21 protein-coding genes are annotated in these 23,086 nt (G+C 68.2%); 12 read left to right on the top strand and 9 right to left on the bottom strand.

What is annotated here, in order from left to right:
• Window positions 1–5: 5 nt before the first annotated feature.
• From CS1GBM4_RS12585 to CS1GBM4_RS12570, 4 genes are all read right to left on the bottom strand, one after another.
• Window positions 6–1,808: a gamma-glutamyltransferase family protein gene (locus tag CS1GBM4_RS12585; protein WP_186419058.1), complete on the bottom strand. Its 1,803-nt coding sequence runs from the start codon at window positions 1,806–1,808 to the stop codon at window positions 6–8.
• A gap of 22 nt (window positions 1,809–1,830) precedes the next feature.
• A complete protein-coding gene (locus tag CS1GBM4_RS12580; protein WP_186419057.1) occupies window positions 1,831–2,703 on the bottom strand; it encodes an ABC transporter permease in 873 nt (290 codons plus the stop codon).
• Window positions 2,703–3,647 carry an ABC transporter permease gene (locus CS1GBM4_RS12575; RefSeq protein ID WP_186419056.1) on the bottom strand — a complete coding sequence of 315 codons (945 nt, stop codon included), beginning with the start codon at window positions 3,645–3,647 and terminating at the stop codon, window positions 2,703–2,705. Before CS1GBM4_RS12575 ends, CS1GBM4_RS12580 begins: the two co-directional genes overlap by 1 nt.
• A gap of 148 nt (window positions 3,648–3,795) precedes the next feature.
• A complete protein-coding gene (locus tag CS1GBM4_RS12570) occupies window positions 3,796–5,301 on the bottom strand; it encodes an ABC transporter substrate-binding protein (RefSeq protein WP_186419055.1) in 1,506 nt (501 codons plus the stop codon).
• A 352-nt stretch (window positions 5,302–5,653) separates the two neighbouring features.
• On the opposite strand from CS1GBM4_RS12570, the gene otnK reads away from it, so the two are divergent.
• The 3 genes from otnK to CS1GBM4_RS12555 all read left to right on the top strand — a co-directional run bounded on the left by otnK (window position 5,654) and on the right by CS1GBM4_RS12555 (window position 10,047).
• Window positions 5,654–6,919 carry a 3-oxo-tetronate kinase gene (otnK, locus tag CS1GBM4_RS12565; protein ID WP_186419054.1) on the top strand — a complete coding sequence of 422 codons (1,266 nt, stop codon included), beginning with the start codon at window positions 5,654–5,656 and terminating at the stop codon, window positions 6,917–6,919.
• An 81-nt stretch (window positions 6,920–7,000) separates the two neighbouring features.
• Window positions 7,001–8,329, top strand: a complete 1,329-nt coding sequence (locus CS1GBM4_RS12560) for a malonyl-CoA decarboxylase (protein WP_186419053.1) — start codon at window positions 7,001–7,003, stop codon at window positions 8,327–8,329.
• Window positions 8,330–8,517: 188 nt separating this feature from the next.
• A complete protein-coding gene (locus tag CS1GBM4_RS12555; RefSeq protein WP_186419052.1) occupies window positions 8,518–10,047 on the top strand; it encodes a malonyl-CoA synthase in 1,530 nt (509 codons plus the stop codon).
• Between the two features lie 169 nt (window positions 10,048–10,216).
• Here the strand turns inward: CS1GBM4_RS12555 and CS1GBM4_RS12550 are convergent, their stop codons facing one another.
• Entirely contained in the window at window positions 10,217–10,987 is a 771-nt protein-coding gene (locus CS1GBM4_RS12550) for an MBL fold metallo-hydrolase (protein ID WP_186419051.1), read from the bottom strand.
• Window positions 10,988–11,220: 233 nt separating this feature from the next.
• The gene (locus CS1GBM4_RS12545; RefSeq protein ID WP_186419050.1) at window positions 11,221–11,775 is read right to left on the bottom strand and encodes an NAD(P)H-dependent oxidoreductase; all 555 of its coding nucleotides are present in this window, start codon (window positions 11,773–11,775) and stop codon (window positions 11,221–11,223) included.
• A 76-nt stretch (window positions 11,776–11,851) separates the two neighbouring features.
• On the opposite strand from CS1GBM4_RS12545, the gene soxR reads away from it, so the two are divergent.
• The gene (soxR, locus tag CS1GBM4_RS12540) at window positions 11,852–12,313 is read left to right on the top strand and encodes a redox-sensitive transcriptional activator SoxR (protein ID WP_186419049.1); all 462 of its coding nucleotides are present in this window, start codon (window positions 11,852–11,854) and stop codon (window positions 12,311–12,313) included.
• A 100-nt stretch (window positions 12,314–12,413) separates the two neighbouring features.
• Here the strand turns inward: soxR and CS1GBM4_RS12535 are convergent, their stop codons facing one another.
• A complete protein-coding gene (locus CS1GBM4_RS12535; protein WP_186419048.1) occupies window positions 12,414–13,214 on the bottom strand; it encodes a creatininase family protein in 801 nt (266 codons plus the stop codon).
• Between the two features lie 273 nt (window positions 13,215–13,487).
• Here CS1GBM4_RS12535 and CS1GBM4_RS12530 point away from each other — a divergent pair, with 273 nt between their 5' ends.
• The 3 genes from CS1GBM4_RS12530 to CS1GBM4_RS12520 all read left to right on the top strand — a co-directional run bounded on the left by CS1GBM4_RS12530 (window position 13,488) and on the right by CS1GBM4_RS12520 (window position 16,365).
• The gene (locus CS1GBM4_RS12530) at window positions 13,488–14,516 is read left to right on the top strand and encodes an ABC transporter substrate-binding protein (protein WP_186419047.1); all 1,029 of its coding nucleotides are present in this window, start codon (window positions 13,488–13,490) and stop codon (window positions 14,514–14,516) included.
• Between the two features lie 164 nt (window positions 14,517–14,680).
• Window positions 14,681–15,490, top strand: a complete 810-nt coding sequence (locus CS1GBM4_RS12525; RefSeq protein WP_244607191.1) for an ABC transporter ATP-binding protein — start codon at window positions 14,681–14,683, stop codon at window positions 15,488–15,490.
• Window positions 15,487–16,365 carry an ABC transporter permease gene (locus CS1GBM4_RS12520; protein ID WP_186419045.1) on the top strand — a complete coding sequence of 293 codons (879 nt, stop codon included), beginning with the start codon at window positions 15,487–15,489 and terminating at the stop codon, window positions 16,363–16,365. The genes CS1GBM4_RS12525 and CS1GBM4_RS12520 overlap by 4 nt, the downstream gene beginning before the upstream one ends.
• A gap of 61 nt (window positions 16,366–16,426) precedes the next feature.
• Here the strand turns inward: CS1GBM4_RS12520 and CS1GBM4_RS12515 are convergent, their stop codons facing one another.
• Window positions 16,427–17,353, bottom strand: coding sequence for a hypothetical protein (locus tag CS1GBM4_RS12515; RefSeq protein ID WP_186419044.1), 927 nt, complete (start codon window positions 17,351–17,353; stop codon window positions 16,427–16,429).
• A 66-nt stretch (window positions 17,354–17,419) separates the two neighbouring features.
• On the opposite strand from CS1GBM4_RS12515, the gene CS1GBM4_RS12510 reads away from it, so the two are divergent.
• From CS1GBM4_RS12510 to CS1GBM4_RS12490, 5 genes are all read left to right on the top strand, one after another.
• Window positions 17,420–18,607 carry an MFS transporter gene (locus CS1GBM4_RS12510; protein WP_186419043.1) on the top strand — a complete coding sequence of 396 codons (1,188 nt, stop codon included), beginning with the start codon at window positions 17,420–17,422 and terminating at the stop codon, window positions 18,605–18,607.
• 141 nt (window positions 18,608–18,748) lie between these two features.
• Complete coding sequence (locus CS1GBM4_RS12505) at window positions 18,749–19,894, top strand: MlaE family lipid ABC transporter permease subunit (RefSeq protein WP_186419042.1); 1,146 nt, start codon at window positions 18,749–18,751, stop codon at window positions 19,892–19,894.
• A 128-nt stretch (window positions 19,895–20,022) separates the two neighbouring features.
• On the top strand, window positions 20,023–20,739 hold the full coding sequence (locus tag CS1GBM4_RS12500) for an ATP-binding cassette domain-containing protein (protein WP_244607197.1): 717 nt from the start codon (window positions 20,023–20,025) through the stop codon (window positions 20,737–20,739).
• Window positions 20,740–20,751: 12 nt separating this feature from the next.
• Window positions 20,752–21,885 (top strand): MlaD family protein, encoded by a 1,134-nt coding sequence (locus tag CS1GBM4_RS12495; protein ID WP_186419040.1) that lies wholly within the window; start codon window positions 20,752–20,754, stop codon window positions 21,883–21,885.
• Between the two features lie 12 nt (window positions 21,886–21,897).
• Window positions 21,898–22,494: an ABC-type transport auxiliary lipoprotein family protein gene (locus CS1GBM4_RS12490; protein ID WP_186419039.1), complete on the top strand. Its 597-nt coding sequence runs from the start codon at window positions 21,898–21,900 to the stop codon at window positions 22,492–22,494.
• A 96-nt stretch (window positions 22,495–22,590) separates the two neighbouring features.
• Here CS1GBM4_RS12490 and CS1GBM4_RS12485 read toward each other — a convergent pair whose 3' ends face one another.
• Window positions 22,591–22,968 carry a DUF1232 domain-containing protein gene (locus tag CS1GBM4_RS12485; RefSeq protein ID WP_186419038.1) on the bottom strand — a complete coding sequence of 126 codons (378 nt, stop codon included), beginning with the start codon at window positions 22,966–22,968 and terminating at the stop codon, window positions 22,591–22,593.
• Window positions 22,969–23,086 lie beyond the last annotated feature (118 nt).

The following is a 23,086-nucleotide window of genomic DNA, read 5'->3' as shown; positions in this document are numbered from 1 at the left end:
GCCTCCTACCGCCCGGCCGCGTAGGCCTGCATCAGACGTGGGGTCGCCGCCGCGCGCAAGAGGCCATTCGCACTCTTCTCCGCGGCGGTCAGTCGCCCGACCGTCCAGGCCGGCGCCCGCTCCAGCCTGTGGCCGCGCCGCGCCAGATCGGCCAATGTCGCCTCGCCGACGCTCTCCTCGACCGTGAGATGGCCGGGCCGCGCCTCGCGCGGATAGAAGGTCGAGGGGAAATGCTGGGTGTGAAACAGCGGCAGGTCGATCGCCTCCTGCAGATTGAGGCCGTGATGGACCCGGCGCAGGAACAGGCCGAGCTGCCATTGCTCCTGCTGGTCGCCGCCCGGCGTGCCGAAGGCGAGGCGCGGTTCGCCGTTCTCGAAGGCGATGGTCGGCGTCAGCGTCGTGCGCGGGCGCTTGCCGGGCGCGAGCGAGGAGGGCAGACCCTCTTCGAGGAAGAAGGCCTGGGCGCGCGAGTTCAGCGGGAAGCCGAGCTCCGGGATCACCGGCGAGGACTGCAGCCAGCCGCCCGAGGGCGTCGCCGCGACCATGTTGCCCCAGCGGTCGATCACGTCGATATGGACGGTGTCGCCGCGGCGCGAGGAGGCGACCATCGCAGCCAGCGTCGGCTCGCCGACCGTCGCGCCGCCTTTGGCGCCGCTCTGGCCGGCGATCCGGATATTGGCGAGCGCCTGCGCCACCTGCTGCTCGAAGCCGGGTACGGAGCCCGGCCGGATCTCCAGCGAGGCGTCGCTGCCGATCAGCTCGCGCCGGCCTCGGGCATAGTCGTCCGACAGGAGCGTCGCCAGCGGCACCTTCACGAAGTCGGGATCGCCGTAATAGGCCTCGCGGTCGGCGAAGGCGAGCTTCATCGCTTCCGCGACGTGATGGATGAATTCGGGGCTCGCCGGGCCCATGCCGGACAGGTCGATGCCTTCGAGGATCTTCAGCGTCTGCAGGAAGACCGGACCCTGGCCCCAGGGGCCGATCTTGAACACCTCCCAGCCGTGATAGGTCACGCTCGCAGGGGTCTCGTAATGCGGCGTCCAGCCCGCCAGATCCTGCGCCGTGAGCAGTCCCTTGTGGCGGCGCCCGGTCGAATCCATCGCTTCCGTCTTGCGGCAGAAGGCGTCCATCGCCTCGGCGACGAAGCCCTTGTACCAGGCGTCATACGCGGCCTGGATCTGCTTCTGCCGGTCGCCGCCGGCGGCCTCGGCCTCGGCGAGGATGCGCTTGTAGGTGGCGGCCGCGGCGGGGTTGCGGAAGAGCTCGCGGGCTTTGGGGGCACTGCCGCCGGGCAGGTAGACCGCCCCCGATGTCGGCCACTCCTCGCTGAAGAGATGGGTCAGCCCCGCGATCGTGTCGGAGACGCGCGGCAGCATCGGATGGCCCTGCTCGAAATAGCCGATCGCCGGCTCCAGCACCTCGCGCAGCGGCAGGCGGCCATGGTCGCGCAGCAGCGTCATCCAGCCGCCGAAAGCGCCGGGAATCACGGTCGAGAGCAGGCCGTCGCCGGGGATGATGTCGATGCCGAGCTCCTTGTAGGCCCTGATCGTCGCGGCGGCCGGCGCCGGGCCTTGCGCGCAGAGCACTTCGACCTTCTTCGTCTGCGCGGAATAGAACACTGCCGGCATATCGCCGGCCGGGCCGACCAGATGCGGCTCGACAACCTGTAGCACGAAGGCCGCAGCGGCGCAGGCGTCGAAGGCGTTGCCGCCCTTCTCCAGCATCGCCATGCCGGCGGCGGTCGCGAGCCAATGCGTCGAGGTGACGACGCCGAACGTGCCGAGGATCTCGGGGCGGGTGGTGAACATGGGGCTATCCTTGGGCAGTAGGTCAGGATTCTTTGGGATCGAGCGCGTCGCGCAGGCCGTCGCCGAGCAGGTTGAAGCCGAGGACCGCCAGGAAGATGGCGACGCCGGGCGCGACCGACATCCAAGGTGCCTGCTCCATGAAATTCTTGGCGACGTTGAGCATCTGCCCCCAGGACGGGGAGGGCGGCTGCTGGCCGAGGCCAAGGAAGGAGAGGGCGGCTTCCAGGATGATCGCCTGTGCCATGAACAGGGTCGCCTGCACGATCACCGGCGACAGCGTGTTGGGCAGGACATGCACCAGCATCAGGCGCAGGTCGCGCGCGCCGATCGAACGCGCGCCCTCGACGAAATCCTCGGCCCTGACCGTCATCACCTGGCCGCGCACCAGCCGGATGAAGATCGGCACCGCCGAGAGCCCGATCGCGATCATTGCATTGGTGAGCGAGGGGCCGAGCACCGCGGCGAAGGCGATGGCGAGGATCAGGAAAGGGCAGGCGAGCAGGGCCTCGGTGACGCGCGAGATCACGGCGTCGATCCAGCCGCCATACCAGCCGGCGACGAGGCCGAAGGGGATGCCGATCGCCAGCGCGATCGCGACCGAGACGATGCCGGCCAGGAGCGAGGTCCGCGCCCCGAAGAACAGGCGCGCGACCTGGTCGCGGCCGAGTTCGTCGGTGCCGAACCAGTACAGCTCCGAGGGGGGCTTGCGGATTGCGAGGAAGTTCGACTTCAGCGGGTCGGACAGCGGCAGGATCGGCGCCAGCAGCGCCATCAGCACGAAGAGCAGCACGAGCGCTCCGCCGATCAGCGCCGAGCGGTTGCGGACGAGCCGGTGCAGCACGCCCGGGCGCGTCCGCAATGTCCCGGTGGCGCCGGTTTCGGTCAACGCGCTCATCAGGCGTTCCTCAGGCGCGGATTGGCGAGGATGTAGAGGATGTCTGCGACGAGGTTCATAAGGATGAAGCCCAGCGCCGTGCACAGCACCACGCCCTGCACCACGCCGTAGTCGCGGTTGAACACGGCGTCGACGATCAGCTTGCCGAAGCCCGGAATGGTGAAGACCTGCTCGGTCAGCACCGCGCCGGCGAGCAACTCGCCGAACAGCAGAGTCGACAGGGTGATGATCGGGATCAGCGCGTTGCGCAGCGCATGCCGGTGCACGACGGTGTCCTCGTCGAGCCCCTTGGCCCGGGCGGTGCGCACATAGTCGGAGCGCAGCACCTCGAGCATGGCCGAGCGGGTATGGCGCATGATGAAGGCCGAGAGTCCGCCGCCGAGCACGAAGGCCGGCATGATCAGGCGCTCGATCGCCGCCTTCGGATCGACGAAGATCGATTCGAAGCCCGAGGCTGGCAACCATTTCAACTGCACGGCGACGACGAGGATCAGCATGATCCCGAGCCAGAAATTCGGGATCGACAGGCCCGACAAGGCGAGCGCGCTGGCCGAGTAGTCGACGATCGTGCCCTTGCGACGTGCCGCGACGATTCCGGCCGGGAGCCCGATGGCGAGCGCGACGATGATCGAGGCGGTGGCGAGCTGGATCGTCACCGGCAGCTTCTGCAGGATGAGGCTCAGCACCGGCTCGCCGGTGCGCAGCGAGCGGCCGAAATCGCCCTGAATCACCTGACCGAGCCAGGCGAAGAACTGCACGACGACGGGGTCGTCCATCCGGTAGATCTGGCGCAGCCGTGCGATCACCTCTGGGTCGCGCTCCTCGCCGGCGATGACCAGGAACGGGTCGCCCGGCAGCGCCCGCTGCAGGGCGAAGACGAACAGCGACACCAGGAACAGCGTCGGGATCGCGATCAGGAGGCGCCGGCCGATCAGCGCGAACATGGGATCAACTCATGCTCGTCGTCATTCCGGCGGCAGCGAGGCGGAGCGCCGGAATCCATCGTAGAGTTCAGCGCTCTTCGATGGATTCCGGGTCGAGCCATGCTCGCCCGGAATGACGGCGCCCCGGTGTTCGGGTGAGGCGTCACAGTTACGACCGCTTCAGTCCCGAAAGCCGGATCATCCCGTCGGGATTGATCACGAAGCCCTCGATGTTGGAGCGCAGCGCGAAGAAGACGGTCTGGTTGTAGAGATAGACGATCGGCAATTCGTCCTGCAGGATCTTCTGCGCCGCGTCGTAGCGCTTCTTGCGCTCGGCGACGTCGTAGATCGTCCGGGCCTCGTCGAGCAGCTTGTCGACTTCTGCGTTCGAATACTTGCCGTCGTTCTGGTTGCCCTTGCTGGTGACGAACTGGTGGATGTTGCCGTCCGGGTCGATGCGGCCGGACCAGCCGATCCGGCTCATCTGGAACTTGCCCTGCTGCTGGTCGCGCAGCTGGCTGGCGAACTCGCTCGAGCGGATCTGGATGTCGATGCCGGCCTCCTGCGCCATCGCCTGGATCACCTGGCCGAGCTGGGCGTCGACCGGGTTGTTGGTGACGAAGAGCTCGACGCTCACCTTGCTGTGTCCGGCCTCCTTGAGCAGCGCCCTGGCCTTGGCGACGTCGCGCTCCGGCACGGGCAGGTCCGCCGAAAGGTACTGGTTGCCCGGATTGAAGGGCTGGTTCATCGGCGCATAGAGCCCCTCGAACACGACCTGGCTCAGGACCTTGCGGTCGATCGCCAGCGACAGCGCCTGCCGGACCCGCTTGTCCTTGCCCATCGGCTGGTTGGCGGCCTCGCCATGGTTGGTGTTGATGGTGATGCCCTGGTAGCCGAGATTGGCGGTGCTTTCGACCTTGAGGCTCTTGTCGGCCTTGGCCGATTTGACGTCGGTCGGCGCGAGGCGCTCCAGCATGTCGAGCTCGCCGGCACGCAGATTGGCGAGGCGGACGGTGGTGTCGGGGATGGCGCGGTAGACGACCCGGTCGAACTGGTACTTGTCCGCTTCCCAATGCCCCTTGAACTTGTCCAGCACGATCCGGTCGTTCTGGACGCGCTCGACGAACTGGTAGGGGCCGGAGCAGACCGGCTTGGCGCTGATGTCGGGTCCAAGGCTCTTCGGCGACAGCATCATCCCGGCGCGGTCGGTGAGCTGGGCCAGCAGCGTCGCGTCCGGGCGCTTCAGCTTGAGCACCAGTGTCGCCGGATCGGGCGCTTCGACGCTGGCGACCGAGGCGAGCTCCGACTTGCGCAGCGAATCCGGCAGCGTCATCGCCCGCTCGAGATTGGCCTTGGCCGCCGCGGCGTCGAACGTCTCGCCATCGTGGAACTTGGCGTCGGTCCTGAGTTTCATCGTCAGCGTCAGCCCGTCGCTCGAGAACGACCATTCGGTCGCGAGCCGCGGGATGATCTTCAGCTCCGGCGTGATGTCGACGAGCCGGTCGCACAGCCCCATGAAGACGATGCGCCCGACGAAGGTGCGCGCCTTGTGCGGGTCGAGCACGTCGGGGTCTTCCTGCAAGCCGATGCGCAAGGTCGCCGGCGACTGGGCCTGAGCCGGAAGTGCCGCGAGGCCGAGCAGGGCGGCCGAAGCCAGCACGGCGAGACGTTTCATCGCTGTTCCCCTTTGTGGTTTATCGTTGCGTGGCGGTCGTGCTGCGCCCGGCCGCGGTGCTGGCGTGATGGCTGTCGGCCCGAACACGCCAGCTGGTTCCGTTTGGTACCAAGCTGGCGCATTTCGCGATGATCGTCGATAGGGCTCGCATCGCGTCTCCCGCTTCGCATCCGGAGCATTCCATGTCGCCGCGACTGGTGCAATGGATACAGTGTGACGGCCTGCCTGCATCGTCCCGCCCTGCGTCTGCATGGCGGCGGCGCGACGGAGGCCTGTCGCGGCGCCTGCCGAGTCTGGTATGCAAATCCCCCGCCGCTCACGCGCTTGTGACGGCGGCGCGGGAGGCTGGACGATGCTGCTGGGTGTGATCGCCGACGACATGACGGGGGCGACCGACGTCGCCCTCATGCTGAATCGCGCGGGGATGCGCACCGTGCAGGTCATCGGCGCGCCGGCCGCCGGCGCCAGCCTGCCGGAAGCCGACGCGGTCGTGGTCGCGCTGAAGTCGCGCACCAGTCCGGTCGCCGAGGCCGTGGCGGATTCGCTCGCGGCCTGCGAGGCGCTGCTCGCTGCCGGGGCGCGGCAGATCCTGTTCAAGTACTGCTCGACCTTCGACTCGACCGCCAAGGGCAATATCGGCCCGGTCGCGGACGCCCTGATGCAGCGGCTCAATGCCCATCAGGCCATTATCTGCCCGGCTTTTCCGGCCAACGGCCGCTCGATCTTCCAGGGCTATCTCTTCGTCGGCGATGTGCCCCTGCACGAGAGCTCGATGAAGGACCACCCGCTGACGCCGATGCGGGACTCGAACCTGATGCGCCTGATGGGCGCGCAGACCAGCCACGAGGTCGGGCTCGCATCCTATGCCGCGGTCAACCAGGGCGCCGCCGCGGTGCGCAAGCGCCTGGCCGAGCTGGCGGCGCAGGGCGTGCGCTATGTCGTCACCGACGCGCTCGACAATGGCCATCTCATGGTGCTCGGCGAGGCGATTTCGGACCATGTCCTGCTGACGGGCGGCTCCGGCATCGCGATGGGCCTGCCCGAGAACTTCCGCAAGGCGGGGCTTCTGCCCTGGCGCGAGACGGCGAGCCATCTCCCGGCGCCGGCCGGACGCGCCGGCATCATCTCCGGAAGCTGCTCGGCGGCGACGCGCGGGCAGATCGGGGCGGCGCTCGCGGCCGGCATTCCCGCCTTGAAGGTCGATCCGCTGGCGCTGGCGGCAGGCGGGCAGGCGCCGGCCATGCTGGCCGAGTGGGCGCTCGCCCAGCCGGCCGACAAGCCATTCCTCGTCTACTCCAGCGACGATCCGGCCGAGGTCGCCTCGGTGCAGGACAGGCTCGGCCGCGAGACTGCCGGCGCGACGGTCGAGCACGCCTTCGCCGAGCTCGCCCGGCTCCTGAACGCCGCCGGGGTCACCCGCCTGCTCGTCGCCGGCGGCGAGACGTCCGGCGCGGTGGTCCAGGGCCTCGCCATCCGCACGCTGGAGATCGGCCCGGAGATCGATCCCGGCGTGCCGTGGACCCGCGTCGTCGACGGGCCGGAGATGGTCGTGGCGTTGAAGTCCGGGAACTTCGGCGCGCCTGATTTCTTCCTGAAGGCGTGGGACCTGCTGAAATAGCGCGATCGTGTCGCGGCGCCCGCGTTTGCACTGCGGCAAACTCGTATAGGATGACGCCGACCGCAGGCCTTGGGGGTGCAGATGGCGTTTCTTGGCGATCTCCTGACCAGCGTCGCCGACCGTGGCCGGGCGCTGATCAATTTCGAGCGCTTCGCCTCGAACCGCCGGCGCCCGCTCGACAGGCTCTGCGAGGACCTGCTCTCGGGACGCGGCGAGGCGTCCGGCATGGCGCTGGCGCAGGCGGTTCTCGATGAATGGGAGCAGCTCGACGAGGCTGGACGGCTCGCCTTCTTCCGCCTGCTCCAGGAACGTTTCGGGCCCGATCGCGAGCGGCTCGACGCCGCGCTGGAGCGCTATCGGCTGACGCCCGACGCCGCGACGATCGGCCAGCTCCACCAGGCGTCGGAACCGCGCCGGCAGGAGCTGTTCCGCCGCCTGAATCTCGCGCCCGGCGGCACGCATGTGCTGGTGCGGATGCGCGAGAGCCTGTTCGAGGCGATGCAGGAGGAGCCGGAGCTCAAGGCGGTCGACGCCGATTTCCGGCATCTTTTCGCCTCCTGGTTCAACCGCGGCTTCCTCGTGCTGCGTCGCATCGACTGGACGACGCCGGCCAATGTGCTGGAGAAGATCATCCGCTACGAGGCCGTCCACGCCATCAAGGACTGGGACGATCTGCGCCGCAGGCTCGAGCCCGCGGACCGGCGCTGCTTCGCCTTCTTCCATCCGCAGCTCGTCGACGAGCCCCTCATCTTCGTCGAGGTGGCGCTGACCCGCGAGAGCCCGAGCCGCATCGTCGATGTGCTGAGCGAAGAACGCGCGGTGCTGCCCGCCTCCTCCGCCACCACGGCGGTGTTCTATTCGATCTCCAACTGCCAGGAAGGCCTGCGCGGCATCTCCTTCGGCAATTTCCTGATCAAGCAGGTCGCCGAGGATCTGAAGCGGGAACTGCCGGGGCTCGATCTCTTCGTCACGCTCTCGCCGGTCCCTGGCTTCGCGCGCTGGCTCGGCCAGGCGCTTGCGGAGCCGGCCGCGCTCGGCCTGACCAATGAGGAGGCGGCGCTGCTGATGCAGGCGCCGGCGGAGGTCGCGGTGCTCGACGAAGCGGCGCGCGCCCGGCGCGACAAGCTGCTCGGCCAGATGATGGCGCATTACATGTTGCGGGCGCGGACGCCGTCCGGGCGCGTGATCGACCCGGTCGCCCGCTTCCATCTCGGCAACGGCGCGCGGCTGGAGCGGATCAATGTCGGCGGCAATCTCGCCGAGCGCGGCCTGCGCGAGTCTCTCGGCGTGATGGTCAACTACCGCTACGACCTCGACGACATCGAGGCCAACCACGAGGCCTTCGCCAGCCGCGACACGGTGGTCGCCTCCTCTTCGGTGAGGAAGCAGCTGCGGCCGGCCGCCAATTGATTCATGAAGCCCTTCAGGTCATGTGAAGGGGCGAGTCCTCGTCCCGAGCGGCGCCGCTGGCGCGTCTCGAAGGATGCTTCGGAAGGTCCTGGAGATATCCGGACCATCCTTCCGCGACGCCGCCGGCGCGGCGCCCCGGGGCGCGGGCTGAAGATTTCTTGCGGTAACGCCCGAAAGGAGCCCGGATCATGGGCAATCACCTGTTCGACCTGATCAAGGCCCGCATGCCGGCGCCGGAAGCGCCCTTCGCGATCCTGGACGACGGCCGGACCTATACCTACGCCGACATGGTCGCGGTCTCGGCCCGCTTCGCCAATGCGCTGGTGGCGCTCGGCGTGAAGCCGGGCGACCGCGTCGCGGTCCGGGTCGAGAAGAGCATCGAGGCGCTGATGCTCTATCTCGGCACCGTCCGCGCCGGGGCGATCTTCCTGCCGCTCAACACCGCCTATACCCCCGCGGAGATCGATTACTTCCTCGGCGACGCCGAGCCGGCCGTGTTCGTCTGCGATCCCGCGAAGGCGGAGGTGCACCGTCCCTTCGCCGACAAGGCCGGCGCCAAGCTCGAGACGCTCGGCGTCGGCGCGGGCGGCCTGCTCGACCGGGCCAAGGCCGCGGCGACCGATTTCGCCGACATCGATCGCGGTGCCGACGATCTCGCCGCCATCCTCTACACCTCGGGCACGACCGGGCGCTCCAAGGGCGCCATGCTCAGCCATGACAACCTCGCCTCGAACGCGCTGGCGCTGGTCGACTATTGGCGCTTCACCAGGGACGACGTGCTGCTCCACGCCCTGCCGATCTTCCACACCCACGGCCTCTTCGTCGCGACCAATGTGATCCTCTTCGCCGGCGCGTCGATGATCCTGCTGCCGAAGTTCGATCCGGAGCAGGTCTTCAGGTACCTGCCGAGGGCGACCAGCATGATGGGCGTGCCGACCTTCTATGTGCGGCTCCTCCAGGATCCGCGGCTGAACAGGGAAGCGACGAAGCATATGCGCCTCTTCGTTTCCGGTTCGGCGCCGCTGCTCGCCGAAACGCATCGCGAATGGCGCGAGCGCACCGGCCACGCCATCCTCGAACGCTACGGCATGACCGAGACCAACATGAACACCTCGAATCCCTATGATGGGGAACGGGTGGCGGGCACGGTCGGCTTCCCGCTGCCGGGCGTGTCGGTGCGCGTCACCGATCCGGAGACCGGCAGGGAGCTCGCCCGAGACGAGATCGGCATGATCGAGGTCAACGGTCCGAACGTCTTCAAGGGCTATTGGCGCAATCCCGAGAAGACCAGGGCCGAGTTCAGGGACGACGGCTTCTTCATCACCGGCGACCTCGGCAAGATCGACCCGGCCGGCTATGTCCACATCGTCGGGCGCGGCAAGGACCTGATCATCACCGGCGGCTACAACGTCTACCCCAAGGAGGTCGAGGCCGAGATCGACGAGATGCCGGGCGTGATCGAGAGCGCCGTGATCGGCTGTCCGCATCCGGATTTCGGCGAGGGCGTCACTGCCGTGGTCGTGGCCAAGCCCGGCGCGGACATCAGCGCAGCCGGCGTCGCCAGGGCACTGGAGCAGCGCCTCGCCAAGTTCAAATTGCCCAAGCAGGTCTTCATCGTCGCCGAACTGCCGCGCAACACCATGGGCAAGGTGCAGAAGAACCTGCTGCGCGAGCAGTACAAGGACATCTACGCCAAGCGGGTCGAAGCGGGAGAGTAGGGCCCGGCTTCACCTGTACTCCGCCGTCATTCCGGCTGGAGCGAAGCGGAACGCCGGGATCCATCGCAGAGCTCGACGCTCTGCGATGGATCCCGGAGCGGCGCGCCTTCGGCGCTTGTCCGGAATGATGGTGTGACCTGACCTGGCGGAGCGCCCCTCCGGCCGCTGTTCAAACGCCGGCCTGCGCCGGCGCCCTCAATTCCACGCTCTCGCCATCGGCCGGGATCAGCAGTCGATCGCGGCCGATGCCACGGGCCTGGGCCGCCTCGCGCAGCGCCGCGCGGCTGACGCTGGCATGGTCGAGCGCTTCCATATGGGTCGCGACGATCACCGCCTGCGGCGCCTCCTCGGCGAGGTCGAGCGTCTGCGCCGCGTCCATCACGATCAGCGTGCCGTCCCAGAGCGCGCCGCAGGAATGGGTGACGATGACGTCGGGCTCGGCCTTGGCCACCGCCTCCTGCAAGGGCGGGTAGAGCACGCTGTCGCCGCACCAGTAGACGCTCGGCTCGCCAGGCGCCTCCAGGGTGAGGCCCATCACCTTGCCCATCACCTCGGCCACGGCTCCGGTGCCGTGCTGCGCCGGCTGCCGCTTCACCACGATCGGGCCGAGCCGGACGAAATGGTCGAGCGGGGTGACGTCGGTGAAGCCCGCTGCCCGGATCGCCTCCTCGTTGCCGGGCTGGCAGATCAGCGGGATGTCCTTCGGGATTCGCGCCTTGGCGACCTCGTCGAAATGGTCGGCGTGCAGATGCGAGACGATGATGTGGTCGACGCCGGCGAGAATCTCCTCGATCGGCTCGGGCAGGTCGACCATCGGGTTCTGCGACCTGCCGGCGATCGAGCGGCGGCTGAGCTTCTCGCCGAGATCCGGGTCGATCAGCAGGGTCTTGCCGGCATAGTTGAGCTTGAGCAGGGCGTTGCGCAGGAGTTTGAGCTGCATGGCGGCTCCGCGGAAGGAGGATCGGTCCGCCCGATCCTTCCCGGATGCCGCTGCCGCGACCAGTTCGAATTTGTGAAGCAAACTGCATCGCGGCGTTAGATGCCTGCGTTTTCAGGCGAAATATCCATCGCGAGCTGCCCGGACGGGAAATTCTCCTCCGGCCGGCTGCCTGAGGAGAAGGGCCGCCGCGAACTAGCCGCCGGATTTCTCGTGTCGGTCGCGCCGAACGCCACTCACGCCGCGAACTGGCCGTAGGGCACGGTGTTGCGGGCGGTCCTGAGCGCGCTCGCCCACCAGTGCAGCTGCCCGAGCATGGTCGCCATCGCCCGCTCGGCGCGGTCGGCCTGGACGAGGCGGCCGGTCTCGTCGAACTGGTCCCAGGCATTGGCGAAGCAGACGCCGTCGCGGATCGTCGTCGCATGCATCTCGGCGAAGACGAGCCGCAGTTGCTCGACGGCGCGCAGGCCGCCCGAGACGCCGCCATAGGAGACGAAGGCGATCGGCTTGCCGCGCCATTCGGCGCTGGTCGCGTCGATCAGCGCCTTCAGCGGAGCCGGGAAGCTGCGGTTGTATTCCGGCGTGACGACGATGAACGCATCGGCGCGGTCGAGCCTGGCCCTCTGCTCGGCGAGATCCAGCGCGCCGGGATCGACGGACTCGACCGAGAACGGGCCGTCACCTTCGATCTGCGCGATCGTCCAGGCCGCGACCTTGTCGCAGAGGCGGCCCTGGCGCGTGCTGCCGTAGATCACGGCGACCTTGATCTGGGGGATGAGCGGACGATGCATGAAAGGCTCCGAAAGGGGCTGGCGATGCAGCGGAGCCGCCTCTATAAAACCTCAAGTAATGTTGAGGTCAAGCGCGATGACGCATCAGTTCCGCACTCCCTTTGCCGACGATCTCAGTGTCGGCCAGGTCGCGAGCCGCAGCGGCATCGCGGTCTCCGCGCTGCACTTCTACGAGGCCGAGGGGCTGATCCGCAGCCGCCGCAACGCCGGCAACCAGCGCCGTTACCCGCGCGAGGTGCTGCGCCGGGTCGCCATCATCAAGGTGGCCCAGCGCGCCGGCATCCCGCTCAGGACCATCCGCGAGGCCTTCCAGGCGCTGCCGCAGGAGCGCACGCCGACGGCGGAGGATTGGAGCCGGCTGTCCTCGGCCTGGAAGGAGGAGCTGGAGCGGCGCATCGACCGGCTGACGCGCCTGCGCGACCATCTCGAGGACTGCATCGGCTGCGGCTGCCTCTCGGTGAAGAGCTGTCCGCTGCACAATCCCTGGGACGAGCTCGGCAAGCAGGGCGCGGGCCCGCGGCTGCTCGATCCGGATTGACGCCAGAGGCGTCATTCTCGGGCGGAGCCCAGCGCAGACCCGAGAATCTCCTGACGGGATGGCTGAAGCAGGGTCTCCTCCGGCCCGAGCATGACGCAAGTTAATCGGCCTCATGCAGCTTCGCCAGCGGGAAGCGCGCCACGTCCGCCAGCAATTCGACGAAGCCCCTGGCCTGGAACTCGGCCGTCGCCTTGCCCTTCTCGGCGGTGGCGAGGCTGGCATCGCCCGCCGCGCCGGAGGAATGAACATCCTGCGCCATCCAGGCGAAGGGGTGGGCGCCGGTCGGCCTGAGCCACTTATAGCCCTCGTCGGCCATCTCGATCGTGCGCGGCACGAAGCGCTCGGCCTTGCTCATGTCGACGAGGTCGGGCCGGAAATGCAGCATCAGCGAGGTCTCGATGTCGCCGGCATGGATGCCGTGCCTGGCGTCCATCTCGTCATAGAGCCCGGGCGGCAGGCCGAAATTGCTCCAGGAGCTCGAGACCGCGAACATCCCCTGGCTGACGCGCAGCTCGCGAGCCACCACCTTCATCGGGTCGACATTGCCGCCATGGGAGGTGACGAGCACGAGCTTGCGCAGGCCGGCGCGCTTCACGCTCTCGCCGATCTCGATCCAGCTGCGGATCGCGCTCTCCCAGGAAATGGTCAGCGTCCCCGGCGAATGCAGGTGCTCGTTCGATTTGCAGATCGCCAAAGTCGGCAGGACCAGCACCTCGAACCCGGCCGGCACCTGCGGCATCGCCAGCGCCAGCATCGCGTTCATCACCGTGGTGTCGACCGAGACCGGCAGGTGCGGACCATGCTGCTCGATCGCCGCGAGCGGCAGCACGGCGACGGTCGTCTCCGGCGAGAGCCCGGCGAATTCCGTGGTTCTCAGATCGCCCCAGAAGCGTGCGGTCATCGTCTCGGATCTCGTTGGTCAAGGGCTGCGAATCCGCGATTCGCGCCTGCTGTCTCAGGACGGCAGGACTGCACAGCATAGTGCCCGCGGATGGCGAGGGAAGGGCGCACGGCAGGCGCATGGCATGCGGGCCGGAGGCTTCCCCGGTGCGGCCCGCCTGTGCGAAAGGCCGACGCGACATTTCCAGCGGCCCGCGCGCCGTGGCATACAAGCTGCTTGCCATGCGCAGGGCCTTGCGCGGCGGGTTCGTGAGATGATGGAGGGGGTTCGGCCATGACGATGAAATATCGCCTCGACCGGCGCGCTGCGCTCGGCCTGCTCGGTGGCTCCGCCGCCTCGGTGCTGATCCCGGTCCCGGGTGCGCGCGTCAACGCGCAGACTCTCGACAAGGTCAGCTACCAGACCAATTGGCGCGCCCAGACCGAGCATGGCGGCTTCTATCTCGCCCTCGCCAACGGCATCTACAGGAAGTACGGGCTCGACGTCGACCTGCGTCCCGGCGGCCCGCAGCAGAATCCGACCCAGCTCCTGCTCGGCGGCCGCGTCGACATGATCATGGGTAATTCGCTGGAGGCGCTGAGCTTCGCGCAGGAGAACCTGCCCTTCCTCTGCATCGCCTCGATCTTCCAGAAGGACCCGCAGGTCCTGATCTCGCATCCGGGGCAGGGCAACGACACCCTCGCCGACCTCAAGGACAAGCCGATCCTGATCGCGGCGCAGGCCCGCGTCGGCTTCTGGCCGTTCCTCAAGCTGAAATTCGGCTATCGCGACGAGCAGATCCGGCCCTACACCTTCAACATGGCGCCGTTCCTGGCCGACAAGAAGCTGAGCCAGCAGGGCTTTCTCTCCTCCGAGCCCTTCGTCATCCGCAAGGCCGGCGTGGAGCCGGTCGTTCACCTGCTCGCCGATGCCGGCTTCGAGAATTACAACACGACGATCACCGTCTCGCGGAAGATGGTCGACGAGAAGAAGGACGTGGTGCAGCGCTTCGTCACCGCGACGCTCGAAGGCTGGGCCGAATACATGAAGGGCGGCCCCAACATCGCCGCCGCCAATGCCCGGATCCTGAAGGACAACCCGGACATGGACCAGGAGAAGATCGACTATGCGCTCAAGGTGATGAACGAGCGCGGCATCGTGGTCTCGGGCGACGCGCTGACGCTCGGCATCGGTGCGATGACCGATGCGCGCTGGGCGAGCTTCTACAAGACGATGAGCGAGGCCGGCGTCGTTCCCGCCGGCCTCGACGTCAAGAAGGCCTACAGCCTCGAGTTCATCAACAAGGGCGTCGGCAAGCCGTGAACTCCTTCAACCTGCGCCGCCATTCCGGACAAGCCGCGTAGCGGCGCGGCTCCGGAATCCATCGTAGAGCGCGCCGCCCTATGATGGATTCCGGCGCTCCGCTGCGCTGCGGCCGGAATGACGAGCCAGATGCAATACGCGCGTCAGAACGGACCGTCAGGCCTTTGGACACAGCCTCTCTGAGCACAGATCGGGTGACGGCGCGCGAGGAGGGGGGAACTCCGCTCGTCTCCGTCCGCCGGGTCTCCAAGCAGTTCGCCAACGGCACGCTCGCGGTGCGTGACGTCGATCTCGACCTCGGTGCCGGCGAGTTCGTCAGCCTGCTCGGCCCTTCGGGCTGCGGCAAGTCGACCCTGCTGCGGATGATCGCCGGATTGGGCAGCCCGTCCTCCGGCACGATCGACTGGCCCGGGGCCGGAGAGAGCGGGGCAGGGCGCGATCTCGGCTTCGTCTTCCAGGACCCGACGCTGATGCCCTGGGCCGATGCGCTCGCCAACGTCATGCTGCCGCTGGTGCTGAAGCATGTGCCGAAGCGCGAGGCGCGGCAGCGCGCGGCCGAGATGCTGGCGCTGGTCGGGCTGAAGGGCTTCGAAAGCTCCTATCCGCGCGAACTCTCGGGCGGCATGAAGATGCGGGTCTCGATCGCCCGCGCGCTGGTGATGCGGCCGAAGATCCTGCTGATGGACGAGCCTTTCGCCGCGCTCGACGAGATCACCCGCCACCGCCTCAACGACGACCTCCTGAACCTGTGGTGGCGCGAGCGCTTCACCGCGGTCTTCGTCACCCATTCGGTCTTCGAATCGGTCTACCTTTCGCAGCGCATCGTGGTGATGGCGGCCCGGCCCGGGCGGGTGATGGCCGAACTCGACGTCGCCGCGCCCTATCCGCGCGACGACCTGTTCCGGACCTCGGCCGAATACGCCCATCTCTGTCGGCTCGCCTCCGCCAAGCTCAAGGAGGCGATCGGCGCATGAGTTCCTCCTCCGCGACGCCGGTGCCGCACGACGGCACCGATGCCGAAGCCCGCCCGCTCCTGCTCGCCGAGCCATCCATTCTCGGTCTGCCGGCCAGCCTCTGGCCGCGCCTCCTCGCGCCGGTCGCCGTCGGCCTCCTGGTGCTGGGGCTCTGGGAGTTCGCCGTGCGCTGGAACGAGGTGCCGTCCTATGTGCTGCCGGGCCCGGTCCTGGTCGGCCAGACGCTGATCGCGGACTGGGCCACGCTCTCCGGCTCGCTCTGGATCACCCTGCGCATCACCTTCCTGGCGCTGGCGGCGGCGGTCGTCGTCGGCGTCGCGCTCGCCGTGCTGTTCACCCAGTCGAAATGGCTGGAGATGGCGCTCCTGCCCTATGCGGTGATCCTGCAGGTGACGCCGATCGTCGCGATCGCGCCGCTGATCATCATCTGGGCGGGCGACATCGGCCTGTCGCTGCTGATCTGCGCCTGGATCGTCGCCTTCTTCCCGATCCTGTCGAACACCATCCTCGGGCTGAACTCGGCCGACCACAACCTGATCAACTTCTTCCAGCTGCATGGCGCGACGCGCTGGCAGACGCTGCGCTATCTCAAGCTGCCGGCGGCGCTGCCCTATTTCCTCGCCGGTCTCAAGATCTCCGGCGGCCTCGCCCTGATCGGCGCCGTCGTCGCCGAGTTCGTGGCCGGAACGGGTGGCGCGGAATCGGGGCTGGCCTATCGCATCCTCGAGGCCGGCTACCAGCTCAAGATCCCGCGCGTCTTCGCGGCGCTGCTGATGATCTCGCTCTCGGGCATCGCCATCTTCCTGGCGACCAGCCTGATCTCGCATCTCCTGTTGCGGCGCTGGCACGAGAGCGCGCTGAAGCGCGAGAACTGAACCGGGGGTCCCCGGCATCGCCAGGCGAAGCGGCCTCGGACTCGCGGAGGAAACCGCGAGATCAGCCGAAGAAGCGCAGGCGATCCTCGACCGGCAGCGAGCCGATCGCCCGCAGATCGGCTTCAGAATAGCTGAGCTCGACACGGGCGGAGCTGGCCGCCGGCGGAGCGGCGATCGACTCCGGAGAGGTGCCGAGTTCGGAAAAGCCGATGTCGTCCTCGGCAACCTGGATGCTGCTGCGCCGGCGATAGAGCTTGGTCGGCGGATGCAGGCCGGCCTCGCTCAGCGGCGCGCGCTGCTGCGTGCCGGCCTCGACCACGTCGATGTCCGTCGGATCGGTGTCCGCCCTCGCGGCCGATCGCCTGGGCGTTTCCGAAGCGGCGGCTGGGACCGGCTGGGCCTGCTCCGTCAGGGCCAGCGGCGTGTGATCGACCGTTGCGCGCAAGGTCGAATCGAGCATCGCGATCGTGTCCGCGACCTTTTCGATCTGATCCGCGCCGGCCTCGATCACCGTGGTCGCGCCAGAGATCTCGGTCGCGCGGCGGTCGAGGCGGTCGCACAGCTCGGGTGCGGACCCGGCTTCGCGGAGGGTCCAGGCGATCTCCTGGATCGCTTCGGCCGCTTCCATGATCCCGGAGGCGGTCTCGTGGATGCGGATCGACAGGCGAGCGGAGGAGCCGGCGACCCCGGCGCGATCGAGGTCGTCGCGCAGTTCGGCGATCGTGCGTGCCGTTTCGGACAGGCCGGGATCGGGCTCCGCGCCGGCGGCGGGAAGCGTGCAGAGCTGCTCGAGCCGAGCGATCGCGGCGAGCACCATCTCGGTGTCGGCCTGCCGGTTGCGCCGGGCGTATTCGGCCAGGAACCAACGGCCGCGCGTGGTCTCCATCACGGCAGCGGCGATCATGTCGTAGTCGGCCGGACTCAGCGGAGGTAGCGAACGCGCGTCGCTCATGGCCAGACTGCTCTCCATGGGCTGGCCGAATCGCATCTCGCCGGCCGAAAGTGCCCATCTGCGAACTTGCTGATGATTCTTTAAGAAATCGCTGCCACGGGCATGTCACCGCCGCTCCGGACCGGACCTTCGCGCCTGCTGGCCGTTCGCCTGTCGCTCATGCATGGGCTGAACTTCCTCGGCGTCGGCTTCTATCTGCCGTTCTTCCCGGTCTGGCTCGGCTCGAAGGGCCTGAGCGACGTCGATATCGGCTATGTCCTGGCGATCCCGATCCTGGTGCGCGTCTTCGTCGCCTCGTCGGTCACCGGCCTCGGCGACCGTCTGCGGCCCAACATCCTGCTCGCGCTGCTGAATGCGCTGGCGGCGCTCCTGTATTTCTCGCTGGCGCCGCAGGCGCAGCTGATCCCCATCGCCGTTCTGACCGCGCTCAGCGCGATCGCGCTGTCGGGCGTCGTGCCGCTCGCCGACGTCCTGACCACCGCGCAGGTGAAGGCCGGGGCGCTGAGGGACTATGGCCGCGTCAGGCTCTGGGGCTCCGTCACCTTCGTGCTGTCGAACCTCGCGGGCGGCTATCTGATCGCGCAATACGGCGCCTGGCTGATCCCCTTCGTGCTGGCCGGCAGCAGTTCGCTCGCGGCGCTCGCCGCCCTGCAGGCGCCGTCTCCGCCCGGCGGCGTCTCGCCGGCGGTCCAGCACGGCGGCTCCCCCGCCGGCTTCAGGCCGGCCTTCTGGCTCGCGATCGGCGCGGCGGCCTGCGTCAACGCCACCCATGCGGCGCTCTATGCCTTCGGCTCGCTGCATTGGCGCAGCCTCGGCTTCAGTGGCGAGGCGATCGGCTGGCTCTGGGCCGTCGGCGTCCTCGCCGAGATCGCCGTCTTCCTGGTGGGAGGCGGCATCGCCGCCCGGGGCCTCGCCGGCCTGCGCTGGATCGCGCTCGCGGCCGTGGCGGCGGCGCTGCGCTTCGGCGTGATGAGCGCGGACTCCGGGCTGGCGCTCACATTCCTCCTGCAACTCCTGCATGGCGCCACCTTCGGCTGCGCCCATCTCGGCTCGCTGGCTGCGCTGTCGGCGCTCGCTCCGGAGTCACGCCGGGCGGCGGCGCAGGGGCGCCTGGTTGCCGCCGGCGCGCTGGCGATGGGGCTGACCACCATTCTCTCGGGCTATCTCTATCGCCTGTCGGGACCGGGCGTCTTCCTGGCGATGGTGCCGGTCGCGCTGCTCGGCCTGCTGCTTGCGGCGCTTGCCATCCACCGGGCGCGCGGCGATACAGGCTATGGGGGGCGAATCTGAGCCAGAGAGCATTGCGCGAAAAAGTGGAAGCCGGTTTTTCGCCGCAGCAATGCTCTCTAACTTTGGAATCGATCACGTTTGTCGCATTCGGGCGTAAGCGCCCGAATGCGACAAACGTGATCTGGGAGCGGGCGAACCGTCATGGCTGTCGTCAACGACGCTGAGCCGCAGGCGGTCTACCGCGACGATGGCGGTGTCCTCGCCGTGTCGCTGGCCGGGCGCTGGAGCGTCGAGCGGGCCCCGCGCCTGGAGGCTCTGACGAATGAGCTCTCCGAGCGTGTCCGCTCCGTCGGCCAGGCGAGGCTCGATCTCTCCGCGATCGAACGGCTCGACACGCTCGGTGCCTATCTGCTCGGCCAGGTGCGGCAGGAGGGGCAGGCGCACGGCGTCGCGGTCGAGGTGACCAGCAGCCGCCCGGAGCACGCGGTGCTCCTGCGCGAGGTCGAGCACGAGGCCGGCGACTACCGGCCTCCGGTCCACCCGATCGGGCTCGTGACCGTGCTCGTCAATATCGGCCAGGCCGTCATCCGCTTCGGCCGCGACCTCGCGGGCGGAGCGGTCTTTCTCGGCGAGGTGATGACAGCCTGCGTCGGCGTCCTGTTCGGGCCGCGTCGTTTCCGCGGCCCCTCCTTGGTCAACCAGGTCGAGCTGATCGCCTTCGCCGGCGCGCCGATCATCGTCCTGATCTCGTTCCTGGTCGGCTGCATCGTCGCGCAGCAGGGCATCTTCCAGCTCCAGCGCTTCGGCGCGACCGCCTTCGTCGTCAATCTGACCGGCATCCTGGTGCTGCGCGAACTGTCCGTGCTGCTGACCTCGATCATGGTGGCAGGCCGGTCCGGCTCGGCCTTCACTGCCGAGATCGGCTCGATGAAGATGCGCGAGGAGATCGATGCGCTTCGGGTGATGGGGCTCGATCCGATCGAGGTGCTGGTGGTGCCGCGCATCCTGGCGCTGATCATTTCGCTCCCGATCCTGACCTTCATCTCGGCGATGTCCGGCCTGGTCGGCGCCGGGCTGGTCAGCTGGCTCTATGGCGGCATCGGCCTCGACACCTTCCTCGAGCGCCTGAAATCCGTGATCACCTGGCAGCATTTCGCCGTCGGCCTCATCAAGGCGCCGTTCATGGCGTTCGTCATCGGCCTGATCGCCTCCATCGAGGGGCTGGCGGTGAAGGGCTCTGCCGAATCGCTCGGCCATCAGGTGACGGCCTCGGTGGTCAAGGCGATCTTCATGGTCATCGTGGTCGACGGGCTGTTCGCCATGTTCTTCGCCTCGATCGAGATGTGAGCGGGCGGACGATGCTCGACAGGCCCACATCGGTCGCTCCGCCCGAGCCACCGGACACGACACAGCCGGCGCCCGAGGTCGTGATCCGCGTCCGCGATCTCAAGGTCGCCTTCGGCGACAAGGTCATCATGGAGGGGCTCGATCTCGACGTGCTGCGTGGCGAGATCCTCGGCTTCGTCGGCGGCTCGGGGCAGGGCAAATCGGTGCTGACCCGCACCATCCTCGGCTTGGTGCGCAAGCAGCGCGGCACGATCGAGGTCTTCGGCGAGAACGTCGACAGGCTCGATCCCCCCGGCCGCCGCCGGCTCGAGCGCCGCTTCGGCGTGATGTTCCAGCAGGGGGCGCTGTTCTCGGCGCTGACCGTCAAGCAGAACATCCAGCTGCCGATGCGCGAATATCTCAAGCTCTCGCCGCGCCTGCTCGAGGAGCTCGCCATGCTTAAGATCGAGATGGTGGGGCTGAAGCCCGACGCCGCCGACAAGGTGCCCTCGGAGCTGTCCGGCGGCATGATCAAGCGCGCGGCGCTCGCCCGCGCGCTGGCGCTCGACCCCGAGATCGTCTTTCTCGACGAGCCGACCTCGGGTCTCGATCCGATCGGCGCCAGCGAGTTCGACGAGCTGATCATGACGCTCAAGCAGACTTTGGGCCTGACCGTGTTCATGGTAACGCATGACCTCGACAGTCTGTACGTAGCCTGCGACAGGATTGCCGCCCTGGCGGACAAGCATGTCATCGCGGTCGGTCCGCTCGCCACCATGCTGGCTTCCGATCATCCCTGGCTGAAGGCCTATTTCGGCGGCGAGCGCGCCCGCGCCCGCATGCCGGAGAATCAATCGAGGACGTGACGGACGCTCGCGATGGAATCCCGTGCGAACTACGCCCTGGTCGGCCTCTTCACCCTCGCCGTGATCGCGGCGATGTTCGGCTTCGTCTACTGGTTCGGCAGCGGCGGCGGCGGGCGCAAGCAGGATGTCCGCGTGATCTTCGCCGGCACCGTCACCGGCCTCGGACGCGGCTCCAGCGTGCTCTTCAACGGCCTGCGTGTCGGCGAGGTCAAGCAGATCGGCCTGCAGCCCGACGATCCACGCCGCATCTTCAGCGTGATCGAGGTCGACAAGACGACGCCGCTGCGGGTCGACACCCGCGCCCGCATCGAGGCGCAGGGCCTCGCCGGCGTGGTCGCCCTGCAGCTCATCGGTGGTGAGCCGGACGCGCCCGTCTTGCAGGCGAAGCCCGGCGAGACTTTGCCGACCATCATCGCCGAGCGCTCGGAATTCCAGGACATCATCGAATCGGTCCGCAACGTCGCCAAGAAGGCCGACGAGGTGCTCGGCAACCTGGATGGGCTGATCAAGACCAATTCAGGATCGATCACCAACACGGTCCGCAATGTCGAGAAGTTCTCCCAGGCGCTCGGCGACAATTCCGGCAATGTCGACAAGCTGATGACGAGCTTCGGCCAGATCGCCGATACCATCGCGCCGCTCTCGCAGAAGCTCGGCACGCTGAGCGAGGAGCTGACCGCGGTCGTGCGCTCGATCGACCAGAAGAAGATCACCGACATCGTCGACAATATCGACAAGTTCACCGCCGCGCTCGGCGGTTCGAGCACTGATGTCTCGAAAGCGATCAGCGACGTCGCCTCGATCACGGACAAGCTCAACCGCGCGGCCGACCAGGTCGAGGGCGTGCTCAAGGCCGCGCAGGCGTTCCTGAACACGCAGGACGGGCAGGGCGCTTTCGCCGAGGTCGCCAATGCGGCCAAGTCGATCCGGGTGCTCGCCGACAATCTCGACAAGCGCACGGCCGAGATCACGGTCGGCATCAACCGCTTCACCGGGCCGGGCCTGCGCGATCTCGAGACGCTCGCCTCCGACGGCAAGCGCACTCTGTCCGACCTGAACCGCGTGCTGCGCAATGTCGAGCGCAATCCCCAGCAGTTCATCTTCGGCGGCCGCGCGCCGCTTCCCCAGTACAGCGGATCGCGCTAGCTCGATATGACCATGCTGACTTCGCCTTCGCTGCTCCGCGATCGTCTGCGCGCCCTGTCTCTGGCGGCTGCCGGCGCGCTGTTGCTGGCCGGCTGCGGCGGCGGTTCGGCGCCGACCACCTATGATCTGTCGGCGCCGCGCGATTTCGGCCGCATCGGCGGTGGCGGCGGGGTGCTGATCGTCGCGCAGCCGACCACGGTGCAGGCGCTCGATTCCGACCGGCTGATCGTCAAGGATTCGAGCGGCGCGCTCTCCTTCCTCGGCGGGGCGCAATGGGCCGACCGGGTGCCCAACCTGGTGCAGACCCGCCTGATCCAGACCTTCGAGAACGGCAGCCGCATCGCCGCCGTCGGCCGGCCCGGCGAGCGCATCGTCCCCGATCTCCAGCTCAACGTCGACATCCGCAGCTTCCACATCGACGCCGCCAGCGGCCAGGCCGTGGTCGAGATCACGGCCAAGCTGGTCGGCGACCGCACCGGCAAGATCCAGCGCGGCCGCGTGTTCTCGGCACGCGTGCCGGCCAGCGCCGTCGACGGGGCCGCGGCGGCGCAGGCTCTCGACCAGGCGCTGTCGCAGGTGCTGATCCAGATCGCCCGCTGGGCGCGCTGAGCCCGTCGGAGCGGAAAGGCGCCATCCGGGTCTCGCGAGGCCCAGGCTCACCCGCGCGACGCCTCTCCATTCTGCGCCGGCGGACCGCGCCGCGATCTATCGCCGGCAGATCAGCCATACCGTCAGCAGCAGCGCCAGGACCCACAGGCCGATGATCGCCATCTGCCCGGCTCGGCTGACCGGCCGTTCCCTGGTCGCCGCCTGCTCGCGAAACTCGTGCATCAGGGCTGGCGGAACCAGGCGAACCGCGAGGAGGATGCCGAGCGGGACGATGACGAGGTCGTCGAGATAGCCGAGGATCGGGATGAAATCCGGTATCAGGTCGATCGGGGAGAGCGCGTAGGCGGCGACAGCCGCCGCGACGAGCTTGGCCAGGACGGGAGTGCGAGAGTCTCGCGCGGCGATCCACAATGCCACGACATCCCGCTTGACGGCGCGCGCCCATCGCTCTCCGCGCTCGATCCATCCTGCCACCGTCGCCTCGTCGGTTTGGGCCGGCCCCGCGGCCCGCGCTTCCTCTAGCCGGGCCGACCGATGCCGAATATCCGCTCACGAAAAGGCCGCCCTCCGGGGAGGGCGGCCCTGGTCGCGC

The sequence above is a fragment of the Allobosea sp. CS1GBMeth4 genome, assembly GCF_900185715.1.
In the GTDB taxonomy this organism is placed as follows: domain Bacteria; phylum Pseudomonadota; class Alphaproteobacteria; order Rhizobiales; family Beijerinckiaceae; genus Allobosea.
The sequence above is the reverse complement of the archived record's forward strand: the minus strand, read 5'-3'. Positions and strand labels throughout refer to the sequence as shown.